Source organism: Affinundibacterium flavidum, from assembly GCF_014284175.1.
In the GTDB taxonomy this organism is placed as follows: Bacteria; Pseudomonadota; Gammaproteobacteria; order Burkholderiales; family Burkholderiaceae_D; genus Undibacterium; species Undibacterium flavidum.
Genome location: NZ_JACOGA010000002.1, coordinates 286,168 through 303,959, shown reverse-complemented (window position 1 = coordinate 303,959; position 17,792 = coordinate 286,168). Strand labels below are relative to the sequence as shown.

9 protein-coding genes are annotated in these 17,792 nt (G+C 46.2%); 8 read left to right on the top strand and 1 reads right to left on the bottom strand.

The features are described 5' to 3' along the window. Positions 1-634: 634 nt before the first annotated feature. Both H8K55_RS03055 and H8K55_RS03050 read left to right on the top strand, forming a co-directional pair. The gene (locus H8K55_RS03055) at positions 635-4,423 is read left to right on the top strand and encodes an ATP-binding protein (protein WP_186940545.1); all 3,789 of its coding nucleotides are present in this window, start codon (positions 635-637) and stop codon (positions 4,421-4,423) included. Further along, positions 4,410-6,434 (top strand): EAL domain-containing protein, encoded by a 2,025-nt coding sequence (locus H8K55_RS03050; protein ID WP_186940544.1) that lies wholly within the window; start codon positions 4,410-4,412, stop codon positions 6,432-6,434. Before H8K55_RS03055 ends, H8K55_RS03050 begins: the two co-directional genes overlap by 14 nt. Here the strand turns inward: H8K55_RS03050 and recG are convergent. Then, positions 6,431-8,509: an ATP-dependent DNA helicase RecG gene (gene recG / locus H8K55_RS03045; protein WP_186940543.1), complete on the bottom strand. Its 2,079-nt coding sequence runs from the start codon at positions 8,507-8,509 to the stop codon at positions 6,431-6,433. The genes H8K55_RS03050 and recG overlap by 4 nt on opposite strands. Before the next feature lie 402 nt (positions 8,510-8,911). On the opposite strand from recG, the gene queA reads away from it, so the two are divergent. The 6 genes from queA to secF all read left to right on the top strand — a co-directional run bounded on the left by queA (position 8,912) and on the right by secF (position 17,731). Beyond that, positions 8,912-9,955 carry a tRNA preQ1(34) S-adenosylmethionine ribosyltransferase-isomerase QueA gene (gene queA / locus H8K55_RS03040; RefSeq protein WP_186940542.1) on the top strand — a complete coding sequence of 348 codons (1,044 nt, stop codon included), beginning with the start codon at positions 8,912-8,914 and terminating at the stop codon, positions 9,953-9,955. A gap of 224 nt (positions 9,956-10,179) precedes the next feature. Further along, positions 10,180-11,313, top strand: a complete 1,134-nt coding sequence (gene tgt / locus H8K55_RS03035; RefSeq protein ID WP_186940541.1) for a tRNA guanosine(34) transglycosylase Tgt — start codon at positions 10,180-10,182, stop codon at positions 11,311-11,313. 191 nt (positions 11,314-11,504) lie between these two features. Beyond that, complete coding sequence (locus H8K55_RS03030) at positions 11,505-13,829, top strand: hypothetical protein (RefSeq protein WP_186940540.1); 2,325 nt, start codon at positions 11,505-11,507, stop codon at positions 13,827-13,829. A 562-nt stretch (positions 13,830-14,391) separates the two neighbouring features. After that, complete coding sequence (gene yajC, locus H8K55_RS03025; RefSeq protein ID WP_186940655.1) at positions 14,392-14,712, top strand: preprotein translocase subunit YajC; 321 nt, start codon at positions 14,392-14,394, stop codon at positions 14,710-14,712. 119 nt (positions 14,713-14,831) lie between these two features. Continuing rightward, positions 14,832-16,700: a protein translocase subunit SecD gene (gene secD, locus H8K55_RS03020; RefSeq protein ID WP_186940539.1), complete on the top strand. Its 1,869-nt coding sequence runs from the start codon at positions 14,832-14,834 to the stop codon at positions 16,698-16,700. A gap of 53 nt (positions 16,701-16,753) precedes the next feature. After that, on the top strand, positions 16,754-17,731 hold the full coding sequence (secF, locus tag H8K55_RS03015) for a protein translocase subunit SecF (protein ID WP_186940538.1): 978 nt from the start codon (positions 16,754-16,756) through the stop codon (positions 17,729-17,731). Positions 17,732-17,792: the final 61 nt, after the last annotated feature.

The following is a 17,792-nucleotide window of genomic DNA, read 5'->3' as shown; positions in this document are numbered from 1 at the left end:
ACTACAGCAGTGGTTCTACTACAGCAGTGGTTCGACTACAACACCGATGCACTTCTCGATCCAAACTTCGGCTGCTTGTTATGGTTGTGCAGACTCCTCTTGGATAAGCTGGCACGTTTCTTTCTTCATTTAGATTATTTTATCGGACTTAGGTCTGAATATCGCAGTCTAGTTTTAGTTTGCTGGCTCTATTGTAAAAAATACGTGTAAGCAGACTGGCTTGTGCTGCGTATTTACATGTAAAAAATTGTTGGCGGCGTTGAGCAGGTGATGTTGGCTGTTGTATTTACTAAAGGGAAATCTCTATACGACCTACTACGCGGCCGAAGTTTGAATCTACGATGGATGCATTGCTCTAGCGCAGGTGTGCTTCTCGATTCAAACTTCGACCGCTCGTGACGGTTGTGCAGAGGCCTCAAATAGTGTTTCTAAAAAATTAAAATGTTCAGTCGTGCTAAGCGCGAGAAAATCTTTCTCGCAATTACCCAGCACAACAAAGTTTGGATTTTTAGAGGCGTCATAAAGAAAATGTATCTTTATTAGATGTTATCGCTTATGTTTTGAATGAAGTCCTTTTGGCTAAGGTATAGGCATTTGATCGCTGACAAATCAGTTAATTTCGATAGGAATTACGATGACGTATACAAGCGGGAAATTTGAGCAAAAATCCAGTTCACCCGAAAGCATTTGGGCGATCTATCAGTTGGGACGCTGGCGTGATATCAATACACTTGCTGTTGCATTGCCAGCCCTATTGGGACTGCTGGCACTTATCGGTTGGATTTTTTCAATTCCAATCTTGAAAAGCCTGCTGCCTGGTGCGATTGCGATGAAAGCAAATACTGCGTTGGGCTTAGTAACTTCAGCAAGCGCCCTGTTCTTACTCTCTACGCTCTCCATGCACCCCATGCTCCCTAAGCACCATTCCATATCGCAAGCTGTCGTGCGGCGTATCGTAGCGCAAGTATTGGCCGGTTTGACCCTGTTGATCGGTTCAGCGACCTTGGGTCAACACCTGTTTGGCTGGGAGCTCGGAATTGATGAGTTGTTATTTCGTGATACGGTCGACACATTGTGGGGCACACATGGCCGTATGGCGCCTCTGACTGCATTGGGTTTCATGTGTATAGGGATATCTATACTGTTGATGTCTTGGCGGATTTGGCGTCTCGTGACGGTTTTGTTGTCCTTGTCTATCGTATTTATTGGTGCGATTTCTGTGCTCGGTTATGTATGGAATGCCAGCGAATTGGTCACTGATAGAATTTTGCCACCGTTAGCAATTAATACCGCCATCGCTTTCGTAATGCTGGGAGCTAGTATTTTGTATAGTAGTTTGCGGGGAGAGCAAACCGAGGTGGAAAACAGCCTGGTTGAGAAAAAAATCCTGCTGGCTTTTCTCAGTGCATTTGTATTGTTAGTGATCGTTGGTGGCTATGCTTATCGTACCTCGGCAAAATTAGCGAATTCTATGCAACAGCTAAACCACATCCAGCGTATGCGCGTAGAGTTAGGGCAGTTATACGGCACGATGGCAGATATCGAAGCGCTACAACGACACTATTTAATTACAGCTAATCCCGTTTATAAAGACGAGTTTCAACGCCTGGCTACAGTGTTTTCTGCGCAGTTACAAAGGCGTTTGCCGGACACGATTGATGATCCGGAATATCGCCAAGCTTTTCTCAATTTGCGTAGCTTGATGAGTCAGCGCCTAACCTCTTTACAAACACAGCTTGCGCAGCTTAATCCACCAAGTCGTGCACAGCCACAACGAGACATAAACGACGATGGTATACGAGTGATGTCGGGTATCCGCGGCATGATAGACAATGTGTCAGAGTTGGCGACAAAGCGTGTCTCACAGGGCGAGCTTGCCTTGTCTGAAAATCGTTTGCTGACCTTGATCTTATTGTTATCGACGCTGGTGCTATTGATATTTATTTTTGCGATTTTGTTTTTTGGTGTGCGTAGAGAAATTCGTAACCGACAACAAATTGAAGCGCAATTGCGAGATAGTTCGGTGCGTATGCAAACCTTATTAAGCTCGGTCGTTGATGGCGTGATCACGATGAATCAATTCGGTGTGGTGGAAAGCTTTAATCCTGCTGCCGAGCGTTTATTCGCCTATTCCGCACATGAAGTGATAGGTCAGAATCTTAGTATGTTGATGCCGGAGCCACATCATACTTTGCACGACGATTATTTGTTGCGTTATCGAAATACCGGCGATCCGCACATTTTAGGTAAGCATCTTGAAGTCACGGGGCGCCGTAAAGATGGTACTGAAATCGCCCTTGATTTAGGTGTCAGTGAAATGGTTTTGAATGGCGAACGATTTTTTACCGGCATCGTGCGCGATATCAGTGTCAGTAAAAAAGCCGAGATAGAGTTGCGTGCAAGCGAAGAGCGCTATCGCATGTTATTTGACACCATGGATGAAGGCTTTTGCGTATTAGAGATGATTTACGATGAGCGTCAAAAAGTGGTCGATTATCGTTTTATCGAAATTAATAAAGAGTTTGAAAAACAAACCGGTTTGCAAAACGCCTTACATAAAACTATTTTAGAATTAGTGCCAGATCACGATGTGGTTTGGTTTGATATTTTTGAAAACGTAGTAAAGACTGGGGAGTCAATACGAGTGCAAAATCCCGTCGAGGCGATTCAACGCCATTTCGACATTTTTGCGTCCAAGATAGATGGCGATGATAGTCATCGGGTCGGTGTGATCTTCAAAGATATTACTGACAGGCAGCGCGATCAAGATGCTTTGTTGGCGGCCAAAGAGCAAGCCGAGTTAGCCAATCGCACTAAGGATTCGTTCCTCGCTACGATGAGTCATGAAATACGCACGCCTTTGACGGGTATGTTGGGTATGTTGGAACTACTCTCTATGTCACATTTAGAGGCAGAGCAATTGACGACCTTAAATTCTGCCTGGAGTTCTGCGCGCGCTTTATTGCGCATTGTGAATGACATCCTTGATTGGTCAAAAATTCAAGAAGGTAAATTGCAGTTGACTGCGCAAGCCAGTTCGATCCCGCAGTTATTGCAAGATGTCGTGAATACCTATTCACGCGTGGCCAGTTTGAAAACCCTGGTTTTGCGCCAAACGACGGATAGTCAGATAGCGGCAGCGCATTTAGTTGACCCGCTGCGACTATCGCAAATTTTGAACAATTTTGTGAGTAATGCGATCAAATTTACTCCGCATGGAGAAGTCGTAGTACGGGCAGAATTAATCGCACAATTGCCTGATGCGCAACGCATTCGTTTTTCTGTGCGCGATACGGGAATTGGTATTTCCAAAGATGTGCAGGAGCATTTATTTCAACGCTATCAGCAAGGTGGATCAGGTACCGCAAGGATGTATGGCGGCACAGGTCTGGGGCTGGCCATTTGTCGTACCCTAGCGCATCTGATGGAAGGTGAAATTGCACTAGAAAGTGAACTCGGACAAGGAGCGACTTTTAGCCTCATTGTCGATTTACCCGTCACTGCCTTGCCAGAGGTTGCGCTGCAAAGCATGCACCATGAGTTAGAGCAAAGGACGGTCACGCCGCTGTATACGCATAAGGAATTAGCGCCTGTCGTATTGGCGGTTGATGATCATCCAGTCAATCGCAATCTCTTAGCGCGGCAGTTGGCTTTGTTGGGATTGCAGGTGGAAACCGCCGAAGATGGACGCAAGGCTTTGGCATTGTGGCAGACGGGGCGCTTCGCATTGTTGATTACGGATTGTCATATGCCAGAAATGGATGGATACGCCTTGACCAAGGCTATACGCGAACTGGAGGCAGCGCGTGCGGGGGCAAAAACACTCATCATTGCCTGGACTGCGAATGCTCTGGGTGATGAGTACAAAATCTGCATGGATGCCGGTATGGATGAATTATTGGTCAAGCCAAATAATTTATTGCAGCTTAAAAAAGCTTTAGAGAAGTATTTGTACACGCCAGCATCGCAGCGTTCGCCTGCTGTTTCAGCGACAAATGCACTCACTTTAAATAGTAGTATTACGAATACAACTGACGCGGATGTCGGTGCGCAACCAATTATTGATTTCGCTAAATTTTCTCAGGTGGTGCCTGATCGTGCTGAACATCTACAAGTATTGCAAGACTTTTGTGACTATATGCGGGTAGACTGTGCTGAGCTTCCTCGCTTGCAGCAAGCGGCAGATTTTCATGCAATCCAAAGTAGTGCACATCGCATGAAAGGATCGAGTCGTATGGTGGGGGCAGAACCTTTAGCGGGGGCTTGTCTTGCCTTGGAAAATGCCGCTAAGCAAGTTGATATCGTCGCTGTGCAGCAAGCATGTAAAGACTTAGAGCAGACCTATACACAATTCGTCGATTATCTTGATGCACTTAGCTGTGGCGCACTCAAAGAAAGTGGGGTGTCAGATGAACATTCATGACCTGCATATCTTAGTCGTTGAAGACGATACTTTTCAGCGCCGCACGCTCTTAAGCATGTTGCGCTCGCTAGGTGCGACCACGGTTTCTGAATCGGCTAATGGAAAAGTGGCGCTGGATCTCATACGTCAATCGGCCGCGAAACCTGTCAATGTCACGATTTGTGATTTACAAATGCCCGAAATGGATGGCATGGAATTTTTGCGACATTTAGGGCAAGAAGGCTATGACGTTGCGATTATTATTGCGAGTGCGTTAGACAGTAAATTGTTAACATCGGTTGGGCGTATGACCAGAATGCACGGTATTAAATTACTCGGCACAATTGAAAAACCGATTACGCTGGAACGTCTAAAAGAACTTTTAAATCGGCATGATTTGTTGGTCAGTAAGTGGCAACAACCGCATGACGCCATAACGTTTTCGATTGCCGAAATTAGAGAAGGAATAGAGCTGGCGCAATTTGAACCTTTCTTCCAACCAAAAATTGATTTGCGCACTGGGCGTCTGGTTGGTGCTGAAGCTTTGGCGCGGTGGATACATCCCGTGCATGGGGTGATTAGCCCATATGCTTTTATTCCCTTACTAGAACACAGCGGTGATATTGATGCGTTGACTTTCCTGATATTGGAAAAATCTGCGCGCGCATGTAAAACCTTGTTAGCACAAGGTCACCCTTTAACTATTTCAGTTAATCTATCCTTGAGTTCCTTGGACAAAGCGGGGCTGGCAGAAAAAATTGTTGAGATCGTTAATAACGCTGGTATCGACGCTGATTGCATCGTTTTAGAAGTGACCGAATCAGCGGTCATGACCGAAGTCGCGATTGCTTTAGAAAATCTGGCGCGTCTGTCCATGAATGGATTCGCGCTCTCGATTGATGACTATGGAACTGGTTATTCCAGTTTGCAGCAGCTCACGCGTATTCCATTTAGTGAACTGAAGATCGACCAATGTTTTGTTAAAGATTGCACCGACAATCCAGAGATGAGCATCGTAGTGAAGTCCAGTATCGATTTGGCGCATAAGTTAGGGATCAAGAGTGTTGCGGAGGGCGCAGAAACGCAACAAGATTGGGATACGCTGAAGATGATGGGGGCGGATACAGTGCAGGGCTATTTTATCGCTAAGCCGATGTCACAAGCGATGTTTTTGGATTTTACTCAAAACTATATCAGTCAGTTAGAAGTGGTAAATGTGCCGACTCCGGACGATAGTCAAAATCACATTCTGGTGGTTGACGACGATGCTTACATGCGTGAGCTCATCATTGGTGTGTTGCAAGATTTGGGCTTTACCGACGTCGTGGAAGCGGATAGCCCTATCATTGCGATGCAATTATTTGAGTTGCATAGCTTTGATTTGATTATCACCGATGTCAATATGCCAGAAATGAATGGTTTGAAATTCATCAAATTGCTCCGAGCAGGGCGCACATTGGCGAAACGTGAAACCAGAGTCATTGTGATCACCGCATTTTCGCAAACCGAAATTTTAGGCGCGGCACTGGCGCTCGATATTAATGGTTTCTTGACCAAACCTTTTACATCGAGTCAGGTGCAGAAAAAAATAGAAAAAGCCATGTCAGAAAAGCTGCATTTACATCACCCTTTTGCCTATGAAGCTGTTGGCACTGAGTTTAGAGTTTTGGCGAATCAGACCAGTGTGGAGATGAATTCAAATGAAACAACAGAGCGTCGTCCTGCCACCGATTTCGCGGCTAGCTTGGCGAGTAACGCGGTGTTAAATTTAGCTTCTAATCCACGCGATTTGAGAACTGAAGAAAAAAATCTGCAATGGAGTGCTTACGATATTCCTTTGCAGGAATTACGCCCGGGTATGATTTTGTATGAAGATATTTTCTTGATGGACGGCACTCAGCTCTTGTTTGCTGGCCATGCACTGACGGAATTGTCGATCAATCGGCTGATGGATTTGAAGGATTTTTTGATCGGTATGAATATTGTCGTACAAGGAGCGCCGCGATCAGCGTCGAAACAGCAAGAACCTTAGACGCGTAAGAACTCTTCCTTTTGCCCCATCCAACGCTGCAAGTGCGCTTCGACCGTAGGCAAATCATGTGCCAGTAATTGCACCGCCAGATTGCGCGCTTTTTCAACCAGATATTGGTCTTTCTCCAGATTGGCAAAACGTAGTAAAGCCTCGCCTGATTGCCGTGCCCCTAAAAATTCACCGGGGCCACGCAGTTCTAAATCTTTACGCGCAATTTCAAAGCCATCGGTGCTTTCGCGCATAGTGAGCAATCGTTGTTTTGCGGTATGTCCAAGTGGGCCTTGATACAGCAATAGACATACACTGGCAGCGGCGCCGCGACCAACCCGCCCGCGCAATTGATGCAGTTGTGAGAGACCAAAGCGTTCGGCGTGTTCGATCACCATCAAACTCGCATTCGGCACATCGACGCCGACTTCAATCACCGTGGTGGCGACTAAGACTTGCACTTCATTGCGAGTGAAGGCATCCATCACGATTTGTTTTTCGGCGGGCTTGAGTTTGCCATGGACCAAACCAACACGACAATCGGGCAGCGCTGCGCTTAGCATCGCGTGGGTGTCGGTCGCGGTTTGTAATTGTAGCGCTTCGGATTCTTCGATTAACGGGCATACCCAATACACTTGCTTGCCTTCTTGCGCGGCGGCGTGTACCCGCTCTATTACTTCATCGCGGCGATTTTGGTCGACTACGCGCGTGACGATAGGCGTGCGTCCTGGTGGCAATTCATCGATCACAGAAACTTCCAGATCGGCGTAATACGTCATCGCCAAAGTGCGGGGAATCGGTGTTGCTGACATCATGAGTTGATGCGGAATTTTGCCTGCTTCCGCTTTATTCCGTAGCGTGAGTCTTTGCGCGACACCAAAGCGATGTTGTTCATCGACGATGACTAAACCGAGTTTGGAAAATTGCACCGCATCTTGAATTAAAGCATGGGTGCCGATCACGAGTTGCGCTTCGCCTGAAGAAATCAGCGCTTGCGCTTTTTCCTTTTCTTTCTTCTTCAGGCTACCAGTCAGCCACGCCGTTTTTACGCCCAAAGGTTCTAACCAGCCCGCGACTTTACGAAAGTGCTGTTCCGCCAAAATCTCCGTCGGTGCCATCAATGCTGCTTGATAGCCACTATCAATCGCCTGTGTTGCTGCGAGTGCTGCGACGATGGTTTTGCCGCTGCCGACATCACCTTGCAATAATCTTTGCATAGGAAAGGCTTGCTTGAGATCGGTGCGAATTTCTTCCAATACGCGTTCTTGTGCGCTTGTCAGATTGAACGGTAAGGTCGCTAAGAATGCGTGTGTCAATGCGCCTACAGTCGGCAGTGCCGTCGCGCCTTGCGACCGACGCGATGCTTGGGCACGCTTGAGTGAGAGTTGTTGCGCCAACAGTTCATCAAATTTCATGCGCTCCCACGCCGGATGTTCGTGTTCTAACAGCGCATATTGATCGACATCAGGTGGTGGGTTGTGCAGTAACTTCACCGCTGATTCAAAATCCTGTAAGCCCAGTTCTTGCAGTAGCGTAGGGGAGAGCGTGTCATACCAACGCACTTTATTGAGCGCACTGCTAATCGCTTTGCGCAGCATGGTTTGTGAGACACCATCGCCTGCGTGATACACCGGTGTCAATGAAGTCGGCAGTGCTGCACCCTCATTCACCATCTTATACGTCGGATGCACCATTTCGGCGCCAAAAAAGCCATGACGCAGTTCACCACGCGCCCTGACTCGCATGCCGACTGCCATCTGCTTGATCTGACTGCCGTAAAAATTCAAAAAACGTAAGACGACTTGTCCTGTATTGTCGCTAATCGTGACGACTAATTGCCGGCGTGGACGGTATTGAATATCGCATTCAGTGACTTCGCCTTCGACTTGTACCGAACTACCACCGCGAAAACCCGCATCGCGCATAGACACCACTTCGGTTTCATCTTCATAGCGCATCGGTAAATGCAGGGCGAAATCCATGTCTGAGCGCAGGCCTAGCTTGGCGAATTTTTCATCCAGGCGTACAGGTTTTGCAGGCGCGGCTTTCTTCTTGCTGGCAGGCTGAGTAGGTGCGCTTGCTGACATAGGGTAAAATGGCGGGTTGGTCGGAAAAGTTATGCGTGAAAGCTAATTCGCGTGATTTTACTGGTTTTTTATACAGTAATGTTAATTTTAATTGTGGGGCGAGTTCTTCGTGACTTGACTCTTTTCCTTCAAGGCATAGGTATCCACACAAGTCGGAGTGCGATGAAATACTCCTTCCCCGAAGTTTTACGAAATGGGGAAGGCTGGGATGGGGATGGGTTTTAGCCTTGCTATAGAAACCGCTGGTTGCGTCACTATACCCATCCCCACCCTAGCCCTCCCCTTGAAAGGGAGGGGACTTTCAGTGGCGCTCCAACTTGTGTAGATTCCAATAACATGGTCTAGAAATGCGCTGCGTGCTCAGCGCCCCTGTGGCAAAGAAGTTTTAATTTTGGTGTAAATATGTACTCACTCAGTGATTTTGATTTTGAACTCCCACCCGAGCTGATCGCGCAAACTGCTTTGCCTGATCGTACCGCGTCGCGTCTCTTGCACGTGAGCGATACAGGCATCGTTGACCGTCAATTTTCTGACATTGTGGATCAACTCGATACCGGCGACTTGTTGGTATTTAACGATACCCGTGTTTTGAAAGCACGTTTTTTCGGTGCCAAAGAAACTGGTGGCAAGGTCGAAATGCTAGTCGAGCGTGTCATCAAGAACACGGCGGATGAACACATTGTGCATGTGCAATTGCGCGCCTCCAAGTCGCCGTTGGCTGGTAGTAAAATTCGTTTAGCCGATGCGTTTGATGTCACCGTCGGTGAACGTGCAGGTGAATTTTTTACCCTACATTTCCCCGGTGATGTGTTTGAACTCATCGAGAAATATGGCCGCTTGCCGCTACCACCCTACATTAATCATGAAGCGGATGATTTCGATGAGCATCGCTATCAGACAGTGTACTCACGTGTCCCAGGTGCGGTCGCTGCACCCACCGCGGGTTTGCATTTTGATGAAGCGCTTTTGGAAAAATGTAAAGCCAAAGGCATACAACTGGCCTTCGTTACCTTGCACGTCGGCGCGGGTACGTTCCAACCAGTGCGTACCGAAGATTTAAGCAAGCACGACATGCACAGCGAGTGGTACACCGTACCTGAAGAGACCGTCGCGGCAGTGCGTGCGACTAAAGCCGCAGGCAAGAATGTGATCTGCGTTGGCACCACCAGCATGCGCGCCATAGAATCCGCCTCACAAACTGGTGAGCTTTTGGCAGGCAGTGACGATACGCGTTTATTTATTACACCCGGCTATCGTTTTAAAACCGTGGATCGCTTAGTAACGAATTTCCACCTGCCAAAATCAACATTAATGATGCTGGTCTCAGCGTTTGCAGGTTACGATGCGATACGTGAAGCCTATGCGCATGCAATCGCGCAGAAGTATCGTTTCTTCAGTTATGGGGATGCGATGTTGCTCACGAATCGCTCTGGTACACACCAATAAATCCAATCTCAGGGCGCATTACGGCGTTGCCAATGCTCGCAATACCGACGTATTGCTGTGCTTGGCGCCTTGTACTGCATCCCTGACATTGAATTTCTAGGTGTGTACAGTGTAACAAAACGAAGTAGAGAAAAATAAAACAAAAAAACTCTGCTATCTCCGCGCCTCTGCGGTTAAGCTTTTAATTTTCTTAGTTCCCATTTTTATTTAGGTCGGTAAATCCTATGCTGCAATTTCAACTACTCAAAAAAGACAAAACCACAGCCGCGCGTCGTGGTCGTATCACCGTCGATCATGGTGTGATCGAAACACCTATTTTTATGCCAGTTGGCACTTATGGTTCAGTGAAAGCGATGTCGCCACTCGAACTGAAAGAAATCGATGCTCACATTATTTTGGGCAATACCTTCCACCTGTGGCTGCGTCCGGGTTTGGATGTCATTAATAAATTTGGCGGCTTGCATGATTTCATGGGATGGGACAAACCTATCCTGACCGACTCGGGTGGATTCCAGGTTTTCTCACTCGGCGCGATGCGTAAGATTACCGAAGAAGGCGTGAAATTTGCGTCACCGATTAGCGGTGAGCGCTTGTTCCTGTCGCCAGAAATTTCTATGCAAATTCAACGTGCTTTGAATTCAGACATCGTCATGCAATTTGATGAATGCACACCGTATGAAATCGATGGACGTCCAGCCACTAGCGAAGAAGCGGGTAAATCCATGCGCATGTCTTTACGCTGGGCGCAACGCTCGATGAACGAATTCAAAGGCGGCGAAAATCCAAATGCCTTGTTCGGCATCGTACAAGGCGGCATGTTCGAAAACCTGCGTGATGAATCCTTGGCAGCTTTGAATGAAATGGGATTTGATGGTATCGCTATCGGTGGCTTATCAGTCGGCGAACCAAAAGAAGACATGTTACGCATTCTCTCGCACGTAGGCCCAAAACTGCCAGAAAACAAACCGCATTATTTAATGGGCGTCGGCACACCAGAAGATTTGGTCGCTGGCGTCGCCAACGGCATCGATATGTTCGACTGCGTGATGCCGACACGGAATGCCCGTAATGGTTGGATTTTCACCCGCTTCGGTGACGTCAAAATTAAAAACGCCCGCTACAAAGAAGACAAAGCGCCGTTGGATGAAACTTGCACCTGCTACGCCTGCAAAAACTTCTCCCGCGCTTACTTGCATCATTTACACCGCACTGGCGAAATCCTGGGTGCGCGTTTAAACACCATCCACAATTTACATTACTACCTCGACTTGTTCCGTCAGATTCGCTTGTCTTTGGATGAAGATCGCTTCCCAGAATTCGTCGCGCAATTCAAGGCCGATCGATCGCGTGGGGTGTGAAATAAATTTGATTTGGAAAATTAGTAAAATACCTTGAAAAAGCCCGCGAACATGCGGGCTTTTTTTTGCCTCAAATTACAACATACTCTAGTTGTTAAGTAGTAAATCCGGATTAAATATCGAATAGTATTGATAAAAAATTACATGCACTTTATCGTGTAAGCGTTTTTAACGTTAACCTATTTAACGATATGAATTCACAGAAAAAAATAATTTGGAAATTTGGTTTCAAAGTGATTTGCGTCGTTTCTTTGGGCTTTGCAACTTTTTCCTCATCTAATGCACTTGCCTGCAGTGTGGTTTTTTATGACACCAGAGGATTTCAAAGCTCACATCATCTGCCTGCAAATGCGCGTGGCGTTCTATTTCGTTGGGAAGCGGCTGAAGTAGCTCATATCGGAAATGCGCGCATAGTGAATAAGCTGCCAGTACCGCTGAGTGCTAAGCAATTCGCTGTTTCTGAATCTGATCGCCTTACCCCAATCTCCGTGGTGATTAAAAAAGTTGAATTGCCGTCAAATAATAAATCTGACGACAAATATTTTTATATAGCCGACCCTGAATTAAAAGCATGCTTTGATACGCGCAATCTAGGGTCGCAATCAGAAACATGTGCCGCACCTGAAATGCGCATAGCGAATGGGGACGATATCGCAAAGTTCTTGGATCAAGGAAAAATTCGGGATGTTTCCATAGAATTCCAGCGGGAAAACGGGCTTTTTCGAATTGAGCCAGTCTTGGGATTTAACGAAGGAAAGCGCTATAAATTTAAATTCATAGATGAAGTTCATCAAAGCCATATGTCATCAAATAATACTGAAGCAGAAGTGGAGATAGATGCTCCTTTATTGCTATCAGCGGCAGATAGACTGACTTTAGAATCGGATCTTGTACCAACTTTAAGCTGGCGCGGAGACGGATTTGGCCTGAGTAGTGCATGTGGTGATGGCATACGTCCACATCCTATTTTTCAAAAGGAAATTGAATTTCATTTGCCCCAAGCCTTTGCCCCGTATCGTAAATTTATGTATTTTCGCTCGGAAGAATTGACGACACAATCCGAGTTATCCGTGCCAGCAGCACCCCTGCGGACGGTAGCATCAGCTTCAGATTTATCGCTTCTGAATCAAGCTATTGTTCAGCATATTGATGGTTTTCTTCAAACCAGAAATGGAAGTAGTAAAGTATTCGCTCACGCACTTTGTAGCGCCAGAGCGCATGCTACTCCGAGAACAATAAGTTTGCGTGGATATACCGCTTTGTTGGAAATGGGCGATACCCTCTTAACATCAGCACCTATAGAAATTAATTTTCTTGGCGCCGCCGATAACATTTGTTATGGCGCACCACTTTTGGAACGTGTACTGGCCGAAAACGCCGCTCCACAAATCACTGCAGCCGTGTGTGATTTAACGGCAGGTCCATTCAGAGATGTTGATCCTGTGCAGATACTGACTTTACTTCATCGCGTTCCTATTACTAATACGCCCAATGGCAACGACGAACGACGATTCTGTTTAGCTGATGCTCTGGTACACACCGCTAGTCAAATTAAGGATTTGGACTCGGCGAGCGCTGAACGTGTCTTCAGTCAACTGTTGAGTTTGACGGGAAAGTCAGTTGATGGAGATTCGTCAAATTTAGATGACATCAGAAAGTTTTCTAATCAGCTTCAGAGTCGAATCAATGCAGCGAGTAAAGACTCCGATCTAGATGCGAGCGTTTTTTCTAGTACGGCAAAAATCTTGGCGAAGCGATATGTAGCGTATGGAAGAACAAATTCCAACGAAGATTTTTCTTTAGCTCGTACCTTGAAAGGAATGGGAGTTAGCGCTCAAGATGCTATACCTGTTTTGCTAGGTAGTCTAGATAACGTGACGACATCGCCCCCTTGGGAAATTTTTCGTGTGATGTTGGCGATTGCGCCAAAAGATCATCGCGTGATCGCTGCAACTCTCGATGCGTCAGATAAAAATCGGGATGCTAAGTCAGCTCTGACTCGTATTAAAGTCGAGACTATCAATAATGCCGAAACCTTATTGCTGATCGCCGAAAAGTCGCCTTATGACGACCAAAGAAAAACCGCCTTCCAGCTACTTTTTAAGAAGCCTGAGTATAGCCACCGTGTGAGCTTAGCCTTAATGTCGCTTGCATTTCAAGATAAGCGTGACGTGCAAAATAGAGAATTGATTGCCCGCCTGCGTAAATTGAAAAATGACGATCAGCGATGTATTGAAATTTTCTTTTCTGTCCCAGGATTTTCTGATGAAAAGACATGGTGGTTAAAGCAAATGGGATCACGAGCTGCCATTTCAGCACCGAGATTATTGAAAGAATTCTCAATGTGGAATGATGCAGTTTATTACTTCAATTTAATTGATACTTTGAAAGTCATCGATGTGACAAAACGTAGTCTGCGTAAAGCCTACCAAATAGCGCGACAATCTGAGGTTGCTGAAATCCGGGATGCTGCAAAGTCGGGGCTGGTAGAGTTGAATGCCGGGCGTAGGAAATAAACTGAGCAGTATCGGATTTACGCATGCTTCTTCTGTTGATGAAACTATAGGACTTACACAAACTTGCATTGCCTAGAGCTTCGTTGCGTAGGGCGCGCCGCGCGCACCACACACATAGGTTGCTGCCTCGGTGCGCACGGCGCACCCTCACCCATTTATTCTTGATGCCAGTACGGCTTCCACCTTTATCGAGCACTGCAAGGGATGGCAAGGAAGCCAGCATCAGTTTTGCGTAAGTCCTAGATCAATTAGTTGTTTATTAATTAATTAAAATATGAACTTTGGTCGAAAAATAGGGTGTTAATTTGTTTGTAATTTGCTCATATGATACAAATCAGCGAGTTTCGGTGGTTTTATCTTCATATTCATCTAAACCAGCATTCTCTACGCATTGATTTGTCGTTTGTGCGCCTGCCTAATGCTAGAATGTTGCGCTTTGTTGCCTAGCATGAAAATGCTGATCATTTTGACAAAAGTGTTGTAGGGCTTTAAATCTTCAACATTGCCCCAAGATGCGTGCAAGTGACTGATTTGTTTTAAAAAAATTATTAAATGGAGTTCTATCGTGTTTATTTCTAATGCTTATGCTCAAGCTGCTGGCGCGGCGCAAGATACCTCTTTGATGAGCTTCTTGCCTATCATTTTGATGTTTGTGGTTTTGTATTTCGTCATGATCCGTCCACAAATGAAACGCCAAAAAGAACAAAAAACGATGCTAGACGCGTTAGCAAAAGGCGATGAGGTAATCACTGCTGGTGGTATCGCGGGTAAAGTGACGAAAGTCTCTGATACCTTCGTCTCTGTTGAAGTGAGCAATGGTGTGGATATTCAAATCCAAAAAAGTGCAGTGACGACACTGTTACCAAAAGGCACACTGAAATAATATCTACTTGTGTAACACAAGGGGCAAATGCAAAGTTTGCCCCTTCGTTATTTTGGTTTATTAGATTTATGTTGTTCCTGTGTTGTTCTTACTATGCTGTTCTTAATTAGACTCTCGCTATGAATCGTTATCCTCTCTGGAAGTACATCATCATATTGATCGCTCTGGTCTTTGGTGCTTTGTATACTGCACCGAATTTCTTCGGTGATTCGCCCGCTGTGCAAATTAATAGTGCCAAGGCCACTGTGAAAGTGGATAACAGCATGATCGCGCGGGTTGAACAAATATTGAAAGAAGCAGGCGTCAGCTCAACTGGTTTCTCGTATGATTACAATGGCATACAGGGCTCTATCCGTGCGCGCTTTGTAAATACAGACGTGCAGTTCAAAGCGAAAGCTGCTTTGGAAAAAGGTTTAAACGCAGACCCTACTGATCCTGTGTATACCGTCGCTTTGAATTTATTGCCGAACACCCCAGAGTGGATGCAAAAGCTGCGCGCTTTCCCTATGTATTTAGGTTTGGATTTGCGCGGTGGTGTGCATTTCTTGATGAAGGTCGATACTTCCGCGGTATTGACTAATCGTGTGAACGCTCTCCAATCTAGTATCCGCAGCACTTTAAAAGACAAAGAAGTACGTCACGCAGGTATTTCGCGCGATGCATCTTCGGTCACGATTAAATTCCGTGATGCGGAGACACGTACTAAGGCACGTGAAGTCATTACACGTCAGTTGAGTGATGTGAATTTGTTTGACAGCGTTGCTACGCCCGAGAATACCGATTTGACTATGAAAGTCACGATCAAACCAGAAGCGCTGACGAATTTGATGAATGAAGGCGTGAAGCAAAATATCGCGGCGCTCTCCAAACGGGTCAACGAAATTGGTGTTGCAGAACCTATCATTCAACAGCAAGGTGCGGATCGTATTGTCGTCCAATTGCCTGGTGTACAGGATGTGGCAGGTGCCAAAAAAATTATCGGTCGCACGGCTACTTTAGAAGTACGTCTGGTTGATGAGAGTGTAATTGGTCCTGTTGATGAAAATACCGCTGTTCCTTTTGGATCTGAGATGTTTAAAGTGGGTCGTGGTGGCCCAGCAATTTTGTACAAAGAGCCGATTGTCACGGGTGATTCGATCACCGGCGCACAAGCGAGTTTCGACAAAAATCAACAGCCTGCAGTTACTTTAGACTTAAACAGTGATGGTGGACGTCGTATGACTGACGCGACGCGCACTAACGTGGGCAAGCGCATGGCCTTTGTTTTGTTTGAGAAGGGTAAAGGCGAGTTGTTGCAAGTGGCGACGATACAAGATGTGTTGGGTAAAACTTTCCAGACCACGGGTATGCGTTCAACTAACGATGCAAATGAACTGGCTTTGCTGTTACGCGCTGGTGCTTTAGCAGCACCGATGGAAATTATCGAAGAACGCACAATCGGTGCGCAACTCGGTGCAGAAAACATCACTAAAGGTATTCATTCTACGATGTACGGTTTTGCCGCGATCGCTGTGTTCATGATTATCTACTACATGATTTTTGGTTTCTTCAGCGTGTTTGCCTTGGCGGTTAACTTGTTGTTGCTGGTTGGCATTTTGTCGGTGATGCAAGCGACTTTGACCTTGCCGGGTATGGCAGCGATTGCCTTGGCACTGGGTATGGCGATTGACGCCAACGTCTTGATCAATGAACGTATTCGTGAAGAACTGCGCGGTGGAAATTCACCGCAGAATGCGATTTTGCAAGGTTTCGACCGCGCTTGGGCGACGATTCTCGATTCCAACGTGACGACTTTGATCGTTGGCCTGGCCTTGTTGGTGTTTGGCTCCGGTCCAATTAAAGCCTTCGCGATTGTGCATTGTCTGGGTATTTTGACTTCGATTTTCTCTGCGGTATTTGTGTCTCGCGGTGTGGTCAATCTTTGGTACGGACGTAAGAAAAAATTGGCTTCTGTTTCGATTGGCCAGATTTGGAAACCTGCTGAGTGATCATTCTGAATACCAGCACTTAGTCAATTACAGAAAAGATTTAGGAATTTATCATGGAATTATTCCGTATTAAACGTGACATACCTTTCATGCGCAATGCGCTGATTTTTAATGTCATCTCCGCTTTAACCTTCGTCGCGGCTGTTTATTTTCTTGTGACGAAAAGTTTGCATTTGTCGGTGGAATTTACTGGCGGCACTTCAATGGAAGTCAGTTACAGCCAAGCTGCTGATAACAATAAAATACGCACCACAATTCAAGCTTTGGGTTTGAATGAAGTTGTAGTGCAGGCATTTGGTAAAGCGCAAGATGTTGTAATTCGCTTGCCTTTGCCTAAAGTTGCCGAGGGTGCGGCTAAGCCAAGTGAAAAAGAACTCAATGCGATGATTACGGCGCAAAATGAGCGCGTATTGAATGCCTTGAGAGCCGATCACCCTGATGTAAAATTGCAGCGTACAGCTTTGGTCGGAGCACAAGTCGGTGATGAATTGGCACATGACGGCCTGATGGCTTTGTTATTCGTGATCGTCGGCGTGATGGCTTATCTGGCGATACGCTTTGAATGGAAGTATGCGGTGTCTGCGATTGTTGCGAACTTGCATGACGTGGTGATTATTCTCGGCTTCTTCGCTTTCTTTGAATGGGAATTTGATTTGGCGGTACTCGCGGCGGTATTAGCGGTCTTGGGTTACTCAGTCAATGAATCCGTGGTTATTTTTGATCGTATTCGTGAGAACTTCTTGAAGCTGCGTAAAGCGACCGTCACTGAAGTCATCGATAACGCGATCACCAGTACGATTTCTCGTACCGTGATTACGCACGGTTGTACGCAGATGATGGTGTTGTCGATGTTGTTCTTCGGTGGCCCGACTTTGCATGGCTTCGCGATTGCTCTGACGATTGGTATTTTGTTCGGTATTTATTCTTCTGTATTCGTGGCGGCGGCAATCGCCATGTGGCTGGGTGTGAAGCGTGAAGACTTGATCAAGCCAGTTAAAGAAAAAGACGATACCGATGGAGCTGTTGTCTAAAGCAAAATATTTTGCAGCAGTTTCGTAACAAAAAGTATAAAAGAACCAAGCCAGCCTAAGT

What these genes read in the sequence shown, in the direction of transcription:
- H8K55_RS03055 (WP_186940545.1), top strand. Translation starts at nt 635, where the DNA reads ATGACGTATACAAGCGGGAAATTTGAGCAAAAATCCAGTTCACCCGAA.
- H8K55_RS03050 (WP_186940544.1), top strand. Translation starts at nt 4,410, where the DNA reads ATGAACATTCATGACCTGCATATCTTAGTCGTTGAAGACGATACTTTT.
- recG (WP_186940543.1), bottom strand. Translation starts at nt 8,509, where the DNA reads ATGTCAGCAAGCGCACCTACTCAGCCTGCCAGCAAGAAGAAAGCCGCG.
- queA (WP_186940542.1), top strand. Translation starts at nt 8,912, where the DNA reads ATGTACTCACTCAGTGATTTTGATTTTGAACTCCCACCCGAGCTGATC.
- tgt (WP_186940541.1), top strand. Translation starts at nt 10,180, where the DNA reads ATGCTGCAATTTCAACTACTCAAAAAAGACAAAACCACAGCCGCGCGT.
- H8K55_RS03030 (WP_186940540.1), top strand. Translation starts at nt 11,505, where the DNA reads ATGAATTCACAGAAAAAAATAATTTGGAAATTTGGTTTCAAAGTGATT.
- secD (WP_186940539.1), top strand. Translation starts at nt 14,832, where the DNA reads ATGAATCGTTATCCTCTCTGGAAGTACATCATCATATTGATCGCTCTG.
- secF (WP_186940538.1), top strand. Translation starts at nt 16,754, where the DNA reads ATGGAATTATTCCGTATTAAACGTGACATACCTTTCATGCGCAATGCG.